This is a genomic window from Streptomyces sp. (assembly GCF_031178505.1).
GTDB lineage: Bacteria > Actinomycetota > Actinomycetes > Streptomycetales > Streptomycetaceae > Streptomyces > Streptomyces gulbargensis.
In genome coordinates, this window is sequence record NZ_JAPSIW010000273.1 from 1 (window position 1) to 8125 (window position 8125).

At 71.9% G+C, this 8125-nt stretch carries 6 protein-coding genes and 1 pseudogene; 6 read left to right on the top strand and 1 reads right to left on the bottom strand.

The window, feature by feature from the left end:
• The 5 genes and pseudogenes from RIF68_RS18865 to RIF68_RS18885 all read left to right on the top strand — a co-directional run.
• Nucleotides 1–844: pseudogene (locus tag RIF68_RS18865) on the top strand (hypothetical protein); the annotation flags it as partial.
• Between the two features lie 3 nt (nt 845–847).
• Entirely contained in the window at nt 848–2125 is a 1278-nt protein-coding gene (gene efeB, locus RIF68_RS18870; protein WP_309052452.1) for an iron uptake transporter deferrochelatase/peroxidase subunit, read from the top strand.
• A gap of 30 nt (nt 2126–2155) precedes the next feature.
• On the top strand, nt 2156–3091 hold the full coding sequence (pheA, locus tag RIF68_RS18875) for a prephenate dehydratase (protein ID WP_309052453.1): 936 nt from the start codon (nt 2156–2158) through the stop codon (nt 3089–3091).
• 525 nt (nt 3092–3616) lie between these two features.
• The gene (gene serS, locus RIF68_RS18880; protein ID WP_309052454.1) at nt 3617–4906 is read left to right on the top strand and encodes a serine--tRNA ligase; all 1290 of its coding nucleotides are present in this window, start codon (nt 3617–3619) and stop codon (nt 4904–4906) included.
• Complete coding sequence (locus tag RIF68_RS18885; protein WP_309052455.1) at nt 4903–5709, top strand: HAD family hydrolase; 807 nt, start codon at nt 4903–4905, stop codon at nt 5707–5709. Before serS ends, RIF68_RS18885 begins: the two co-directional genes overlap by 4 nt.
• A 204-nt stretch (nt 5710–5913) precedes the next feature.
• On the opposite strand, the gene lpdA is transcribed toward RIF68_RS18885, so the two are convergent.
• Nucleotides 5914–7317 (bottom strand): dihydrolipoyl dehydrogenase, encoded by a 1404-nt coding sequence (gene lpdA, locus RIF68_RS18890; protein WP_309052456.1) that lies wholly within the window; start codon nt 7315–7317, stop codon nt 5914–5916.
• A gap of 121 nt (nt 7318–7438) precedes the next feature.
• On the opposite strand from lpdA, the gene RIF68_RS18895 reads away from it, so the two are divergent.
• A partial coding sequence (locus tag RIF68_RS18895) for a GntR family transcriptional regulator (protein ID WP_309052457.1) occupies nt 7439–8125 on the top strand: 687 nt, incomplete at its 3' end.

An 8125-nucleotide genomic window follows, 5' to 3' on the forward strand; every position in this document is an offset into this window, starting at 1 on the left:
CATCGCCTGGATCTCCCGCCGGTGGACGCACCGCCTCGCGGACCCGACCCCCGGGGCCACGGACGGGGACCTGGCCGACGCGGACGTGACCGACGCGGACCGGCCCGGGCGGGACCGAACCGCCGGGGACCTGGCCGACGCGGACGGGACCGACGCGAACCGGCCCGGGCGGGACCTGGCCGACGGGGACCTGGCTGCCGGCGAGCCGGGCCGGGGGCCCGGCGAGGACGAGGACGCGCCGGAGGACGGCGGCGCAGCGGAACCCGACCCCGAGCGGGCCGCGCAGCTCGCCCGGCAGCGGGCCGCCGTCGCCACCGCCCGCCGCAAGCGGGAGCGCGACGCGGACCCGGAGCGGAGCGGGCTGCGCCGCTCGGTGCTCACGGAGGCCGCCGTCGCCGTCGTGCTGCTCGCCGTCACCACCGTCCTCACCTCCACCGAGCCGGGCCGCACCGAGGAGGAGGCCGGCCGTTCCACCGCCGCCGGGACGGCCGCCGTGCCCGACCGCCCGGTCGACATCCGGCTGCCCTTCGACACCGGTGGCGTCGAAGGCGAGGGCGTGGTCCGGCTGAGCCTGGACCCCGGCCGCACCGGCGCCAACGCGCTCCACCTCTACGTCGAACGCCCCAACGGCAAACCGCTGGACGTCCCCGAGATCAAGGTCGCCCTCACCCTGAAGGAGAAGGGCGTCGGCCCGCTGCCCGTCGCTCCCGACCGCATCCAGACCGGACACTGGAGCGCGAACGGCGTCCAGATCCCGATGCCCGGCGACTGGCGGATCCAGGTGACCGTCCGTACCTCCGAGATCGACCAGACCACCATCGAGAAGAACGTGAAGATCGGCTGACCCGTGACCGAGCGCGACAACGACACCCTTGAGATCTCCCGGCGGCGGCTGCTCGGCACCGTCGGCGCGGCGGGCGCCGCCGGACTCTTCATCGGCGCGGCCGGCGGAGCCGGCGTCTCCGCCGCCGTCTCCGACGGCGGTTCCGGGGGAGCGAGCGGCCCCGGCGGTGCTCCCGCCCTGTCCACGGTCGGCGCGACCGAGGTGATGTTTCACGGGAAACATCAGCCGGGCATCACCACTCCTTCCCAGGCCAGGGGCCACCTGGTCGCCTTCGACCTCGCCCCCGGCGCGGGCCGCAAAGAGGCCGCGGCACTGCTGCGCCGCTGGTCGGCGACGGCGAAGGCGCTGATGGCGGGCGAGGCACCGGCCGGTGACACGGGTGTCGCGCTCGACGCGGGCCCCTCTTCCCTCACGGTCACCTTCGGTTTCGGACGGACCTTCTTCGACCGGACGGGGCTCACGGCGCGGCGCCCGGCCGAACTCGACCCGCTGCCCGCCTTCTCCTCCGACGCGCTCGACCCGCGCCGTTCGGAGGGCGACCTGTGGGTGCAGATCGGCGCCGACGACGCCCTCGTCGCCTTCCACGCCCTGCGCGCCGTTCAGAAGGACGCGGGCGACGCGGCCCGGGTGCGCTGGCAGATGAACGGCTTCAACCGCTCGGCCGGTGCCACCGCGAAGCCGATGACCGCCCGCAATCTGATGGGGCAGATCGACGGCACCGGCAACCCGAAACCGGACGAGCCCGACTTCGACCGCCGGATCTTCGTCCCCGCCGGGGCGCCCGGCGGACAGGAGTGGATGGCCGGCGGCTCGTACGCGGTGGTGCGCCGCATCCGCATGCTGCTCGACGACTGGGAGAAGCTCTCCCTGGAGAAGCAGGAGAAGGTCATCGGGCGCCGGAAGTCCGACGGGGCTCCGCTGAGCGGGGGCACCGAGACCACGGAGCTCGACCTGAACAAGCTCGGCCCGGACGGCAGGCCGGTGATCCCCGACAACGCGCACGCCCGGATCTCCGCCCCCGAACAGAACGGCGGGGCGGCGATGCTGCGCCGGCCGTTCTCCTTCCACGACGGGATCGCCCCGGACGGCACCCCGGACGCCGGACTCCTCTTCATCTGCTGGCAGGCGGACCCGCTGCGCGGCTTCGTCCCCGTGCAGCGGAAGCTCGACCGGGGCGACGCGCTCTCCGCGTTCATCCGGCACGAGACGAGCGGCCTCTACGCGGTGCCCGGCGGGGCGGCCGAGGGCGAGTACGTGGGCCAGCGGCTGCTGGAGGGGTGAGCGGGGCACCGGGCCCATTAGGGTGACGGTATGTCCGCCACCCGGTATACGTATCTCGGTCCCGAAGGCACCTTCACGGAGGCAGCGCTGCGGACGCTGCCCGAGGCGGCGACGCGGGAGCTGGTGCCGATGGTCTCGGTGCCGGCCGCCCTCGACGCCGTACGGAACGGGGAGGCCGCCGCCGCGCTCGTACCGATCGAGAACTCGGTCGAGGGCGGGGTGACCGCGACGCTGGACGAGCTGGCCTCGGGCGAGCCGCTGATGATCTACCGCGAGGTGCTGCTGCCGATCGCCTTCGCGCTCCTCGTGCGTCCCGGGACCGCGTTGTCGGACATCAAGACGGTCACGGGCCACCCGGTGGCGCAGCCGCAGGTACGGAACTGGCTGCGGGCGCATCTCCCCGAGGCGACCTGGGAGTCGGCCGCCTCCAACGCGGACGGGGCCCGGCTCGTGCAGGAGGGCCGGTTCGACGCGGCCTTCGCGGGGGAGTTCGCGGCGGCCACGTACGGTCTGGAGGCGCTGGTCACCGAGATCCACGACGCCGAGAACGCCGAGACCCGTTTCGTGCTCGTGGGCCGTCCGGCGCGGCCGGCGGCGCCGACGGGTGCGGACAAGACGTCGCTGGTGCTGTGGCTCGGTGACGATCATCCGGGTGCCCTTCTCGAACTGCTCCAGGAATTCGCGGTGCGCGGGGTGAACCTGATGCTGATCCAGTCCCGGCCCACCGGGGCGGGCATCGGCAACTACTGCTTCGCCGTCGACGCCGAGGGTCATGTCGCGGACCGGCGGATGGGCGAGGCGCTGATGGGCCTGAAGCGGATCTGCCCCAAGGTGCGGTTCCTCGGCTCGTACCCGAGGGCGGGGGTGGCGCCGGAGGAGGTGCGGCCGCTGCGGCGGGGGACGTCGGACCAGGAGTTCATGGCGGCCTCCGATTGGCTCGCGCGGGCCCAGGACGGCCGGGCCTGACCCGGCTCTCGGGTCTCCCCCGAGGATGACCGGCCGTCCCGTTTCGCGGAGCCGGTCGTCCACAGGCACGGACCACTAGTCCTACCTGCATATTTTTCGGTTACCCACAGAGGTTATCCACAGGCGCTCCGCCGACCTGGGGACAAGTCGACAACACGCCCCCCACAAGGTCGACAAATCACCCCTGGCCTCCCCGCTGTCCGACGCCTCGTCCACAGCGGGCAGCCCCACCCGGGTCGGCGCACCAGCGGGAATCAAGCCGTCGGAGCGGGCAATTCCCACCCGAATGAGCACGGAAATGATGTTTGATCACGGAATTACCCGGCCGGGAACGGAGATTCCCCGCGATCTTCCTTGCAACCCACAGAACTTCCGCACAGCCTGTGGATAACTATTGCCGATCGCCGCCCCACAGCGCCCCGGAGCAACCGCCTCCGGAATTCCCAAGCGGTTCAATCCGGGCAAATCAACACGCGCGACCTTATCCGGTGGGGGCGGGCGAGAACGCCCCGGTAGCCTGGTGGGGTGATTGACCTTCGCCTGCTCCGTGAGGACCCCGACCGTGTTCGCGCCTCCCAGCGCGCCCGTGGAGAGGACGTCGCGCTCGTCGACGCCCTGCTCTCCGCCGATGAGCGGCGCAGGTCGTCCGGCGTCCGCTTCGACGAGCTCCGATCCGAGCAGAAGGCGCTCGGCAAGCTGATCCCCAAGGCCACCCCCGAGGAGCGCGCCACGCTCCTCCAGAAGGCCGAGCAGCTCAAGACCGACGTGAAGGCAGCCGAGGCCGAGCAGAACGAGGCCGACGAGACCGCCAAACGCCTCCTCCTCCAGCTCGGCAACATCGTCCACCCCGACGTGCCGGTCGGCGGCGAGGAGGACTTCGTCGTCCTGGAGACGCACGGCACCATCCGCGACTTCGCGGCCGAGGGCTTCGAGCCCAGGGACCACCTGGAACTCGGCGAGGCGCTCGGCGCCATCGACGTCGAGCGGGGCGCCAAGGTCTCCGGCTCGCGCTTCTACTACCTGACCGGCGTCGGCGCGCTCCTGGAGCTCGCCCTCGTCAACGCGGCCATCGCCCAGGCCACCGAGGCCGGCTTCATCCCGATGCTGACCCCCGCGCTGGTCCGCCCGCGCGCCATGGAGGGCACCGGTTTCCTCGGCCAGGCCGCGGAGAACGTGTACCACCTGGAGAAGGACGACTACTACCTCGTCGGTACGTCCGAGGTGCCGCTCGCCGCGTACCACATGGACGAGATCATCGACGCCGACAAGCTGCCGCTGCGCTACGCGGGCTTCTCGCCCTGCTTCCGCCGCGAGGCCGGTACGTACGGCAAGGACACCCGGGGCATCTTCCGCGTCCACCAGTTCGACAAGGTCGAGATGTTCTCCTACGTCGCGCCCGAGGAAGCGGAGAGCGAGCACAAGCGGCTCCTGGAGTGGGAGAAGCAGTGGCTGACCTCCCTGGAGCTGCCCTTCCAGGTCATCGACGTCGCCACCGGTGACCTCGGCGCCTCCGCCTCCCGCAAGTACGACTGCGAGGCCTGGATCCCGACCCAGGGCAAGTACCGCGAGCTGACCTCCGCCTCGAACTGCGACGGCTTCCAGGCCCGCCGCCTCTCCGTCCGCATGCGCGACGAGCAGAACGGCAAGAAGGTCGTCCAGCCGCTGGCCACCCTCAACGGCACCCTGTGCGCCGTCCCGCGCACGATCGTCGCCATCCTGGAGAACCACCAGCTGGCCGACGGCTCGGTGCGCGTCCCCGAGGTGCTGCGTCCCTACCTCGGCGGACGTGAGGTCCTGGAGCCGATCTCCCGGTGAGCCCCTTCCCCTACCGCCTGGTCGCGACGGACCTCGACGGCACGCTGCTGCGGGCCGACGAGTCCGTCTCGGACCGTACGCGGGCCGCGCTCGCCGCCGCCACGGCGGCGGGCGCCGCGCACATCGTCGTCACCGGCCGTGCCGTGCCCTGGACCCGGCACATCCTCGACGACCTCGGCTACGACGGGCTCGCGGTGTGCGGGCAGGGCGCGCAGGTCTACCACGCCGGTGAGCACCGGCTGCTGACCTCGCTCACCCTGGACCGGCAGCTCGCCGGTCTGGCCCTGTCGAAGATCGAGGCGGAGGTCGGACCGCTGGCCCTGGCCGCGAGCCGTGACGGCCTGGAGGGCGAGGTCCTGATGGGCCCGGGCTACCGGGTGCACGAGGGGCCGCTGCCGTACGTCCCGTACGAGGACCCGGCGGAGGTCTGGGCGGCGCCGCTGACCAAGCTGTACATCCAGCACCCCACGCTCACGGACGACGAACTGGCCCGGGCCGCGCGCCAGACGGCCGGCGGGCTCGTGGACGTCGTCATGGCCGGGCCGGGGATCGTGGAGATCCTGCCGCTCGGCCTGAGCAAGGCGACGGGCCTCTCGCTGGCCGCGCGCCGGCTCGGCGTGAAGGCCGCGGAGACCATCGCCTTCGGCGACATGCCCAACGACATACCGATGTTCGGCTGGGCGGCGCACGGCGTGGCCATGGGCAACGCGCACGCGGAACTGCGGGCCGTGGCGGACGAGGTGACCGCCACCAACGAGGAGGACGGCATCGCGCTCGTCCTGGAGCGCCTGCTGGACGCCTGATCCGGTCCGCGACCTGCCGAAGGCCCGCTCCCCGGAGGGAGCGGGCCTTCGTGGGTCGCGGCCCGCGCGGACCGTGGTCCGCGCGCTCGAAGCGGCCGCCCCCGGGGAATCCCCCGTGTCCCCCGCCCAACCAGTGTGCGCCGGGCGCCCGTTCGGACGCGAACGCTTTTCCGCTCGGGGACGGGGGGCGGCCGCCCCGGCGCGTCAGAAGTTGATCATGTGCCCGGCGATGCCGTGGATCGCTTCCTTGACGGCCTCGCCCAGGGTCGGGTGCGCGTGGACGTTGCGTGCGACCTCGTGCACGGTCAGGTCCCACTGCTGAGCCAGGGTCAGCTCGGGCAGCAGCTCCGTCACGTCGGGGCCGATCAGGTGGGCGCCGACGATCTCGCCGTACGTGGCGTCGGCCACGATCTTGACGAAGCCGGTCGAGTCGCCGAGGCCGTGCGCCTTGCCGTTCGCCATGAAGGGGAACTTGGCGACCTTGACGTCGTAGCCCTTCTCCCGGGCCTGCGCCTCGGTGTAGCCGAAGCTCGCGATCTGCGGCTGGCAGTAGGTGGCACGCGGGATCATGGCGTAGTCGAGCTCCATGGTCTCGGCGTCCGCGATCGTCTCGGCGGCGATGACGCCCATGGCCTCGGCGGTGTGCGCCAGCATCAGCTTGGCGGTGACGTCACCGATGGCGTAGATGTGCGGCACGGAGGTGCGGCAGCGGCCGTCGACGTCGATCGCGCCGCGCTCGGTGAGGGCGACACCGGTGCTCTCCAGGCCGTAGCCGGAGACGTTCGGGGCGAAGCCGATGGCCTGGAGGACCTTGTCGGCCTCCAGCACCTTCTGCGCGCCGTCCTTGCCGGTGACGGTGACGCGGACCTGCGGGCCGGACTCGTCGATCGCCTCGACGCGGGTGGAGGTGAGGACGTCGATGCCGAGCTTGCGGTACTGCTTGGCGAGTTCCTTCGAGACCTCCTCGTCCTCCAGCGGGGCCATCCGGTCGAGGAACTCGACGATGGTGACCTTGGTGCCGTAGTTGTTCAGGACGTACGCGAACTCGATGCCGATCGCGCCGGCGCCGGCGATGACGATCGACTTCGGGGCGTCCTCGGCGAGGATCTGCTGCTCGTACGAGACGACCCGGTCGCTCAGGGAGGTGCCGGGCAGCAGCCGGGGGCTGGCGCCGGTGGCGATGATGCAGTTGTCGAAGGTGATGGTCTGCGTGGTGCCGTCCGACTTCGCCACCTGGAGGGTGTTCGCGTCGAGGAAGGTGCCCCGGCCGTCGAACTCGGTGATCCCGTTCTTCTTCATGAGGAAGTGGACGCCCTTGACGCGGCCGTCCGCGACCGTGCGGCTGCGGCGGTACGCCTCGCCGTAGTCGAAGGAGACGGTGCCGTCGACCTTGATGCCGAAGGTCTTGGCCTCGTGGTGGAAGATGTGGGCGAGTTCGGCGTTGCGCAGCAGCGCCTTGGTGGGGATGCAGCCGACGTTCAGGCAGACACCGCCCCAGTACTTCTCCTCGACGACCGCGACCCGCTTGCCCAGCTGGGCGGCGCGGATGGCGGCGACGTAGCCGCCGGGGCCAGCTCCGAGTACGACGACGTCGAAGCGGTCTGACATGACTGACTCCCGAAGGTGGTGAGGGTGTTCGGTCCGCGTACGGCCCCACAGTAGTCCCGAGACCCCCGCTCGGTCAGTTGTAGGATGACTGGGCAACCGGGCGTATGAAGGGCGGAACGGGATGGCACTGAAGGCGGCGGGGCGGACCTCGCTGGTGGACTCCGTGGTGGATCAGCTGCGGGCGCAGCTCGCGGACGGCGAGTGGGCGGTCGGCGACCGCATCCCCACCGAGCACGACCTCGCCCAGCAGCTCGGCGTGGGCCGCAACACCGTCCGCGAGGCGGTGCGCGTCCTCGTCCACTCCGGCCTTCTCGAATCCCGCCAGGGCAACGGCACCTTCGTCAGGTCGGCGGCCGATCCGGCGGCCGCCCTGAACGGTGTCCGGCACGCCGGCGCCCGCGACGTCCTCGAACTCCGGGTCGCCCTGGAGGCCGAGGCGGCGCGCCTGGCGGCGGTACGGCGCGACACCCACGACCTGCTGCGGCTGCGGGCGGCGCTGGCCACCCTGCGGGAGGAGGGCGACCGGGACGCCGACGCGGACCTCGCCTTCCACCGGGCGGTGGTGAGCGCCACGCACAACGCCGCTTTCATCGAGGTGTACCGATTCTTCTCCACCCAGGTTCATGAAGTCCTGGTGGCCGCCCTCGGTGACCGGGCGATGCCCCCGGTGGACATCGACGCCCACGAGGCCCTCGTGGCGGCCGTCGAGGCGGCCGACCCGGAGGAGGCCGAGCGCCGGGCCAGGGAGCTGCTGCGGGCCCCGATCGAGACGGTCGAGGCGCTGACGGCCGGGCCCGGGACAGCCGGC